Here is a 653-nt window from a genome sequence, read left to right on the forward strand (position 1 = left end):
TCGGCCCACGACGCTGCTGATCCGGGTGCGTCGGTATCGGTGCGAGAACTGCGGGAAGGTCTGGCGAGAAGACACCAGCAAGGCCGCGCCGCCGCGAGCGAAGATCTCCCGCGGAGGGCTCGGCTGGGCGCTGGCCGGGATCGTCGTTGATCACCTCACCGTGTCCCGCGTCGCTGCCGGTCTCGGGGTGTCCTGGCACACCGCGAACAGTGCTGTCCTCGCCGAGGGCCGCCGACGTCTGATCGATGACCCGCACCGGTTCGACGGCGTCCGGGTGATTGGTGTCGACGAGCATGTCTGGCGGCACACTCGGTTCGGCGACAAGTACGTCACCGTGATCATCGACCTCACCCCGAACCGCGACAGGACGGGCCCCGCGCGGCTGCTGGACATGGTCGAGGGCCGCTCGAAGGCGGTGTTCAAGCAGTGGCTCGCCGGGCGACCGAAGTCGTGGCGGGACGGGATCGAGGTCGTCGCGATGGACGGGTTCACCGGGTTCAAGACCGCCGCCGCGGAAGAACTCCCGAAGGCGGTCGCGGTGATGGATCCGTTCCATGTGGTCCGTCTCGCCGGTGACGCCCTCGACGTCTGCCGCCGTCGCGTCCAACAGGACCTCCACGGCAGACGCGGGATGAAGGACGATCCGCTCTACA

1 protein-coding gene is annotated in these 653 nt (G+C 68.5%); it reads left to right on the forward strand.

Annotation, left to right across the window (positions count from 1 at the left end):
* Nucleotides 1-653 (forward strand): ISL3 family transposase (locus QQM37_RS14380; protein WP_285728305.1); only part of this gene is annotated, 653 nt, incomplete at both ends.

Origin of the sequence: Psychromicrobium xiongbiense, assembly GCF_030271165.1 — a bacterium.
Taxonomy (GTDB): domain Bacteria; phylum Actinomycetota; class Actinomycetes; order Actinomycetales; family Micrococcaceae; genus Renibacterium; species Renibacterium xiongbiense.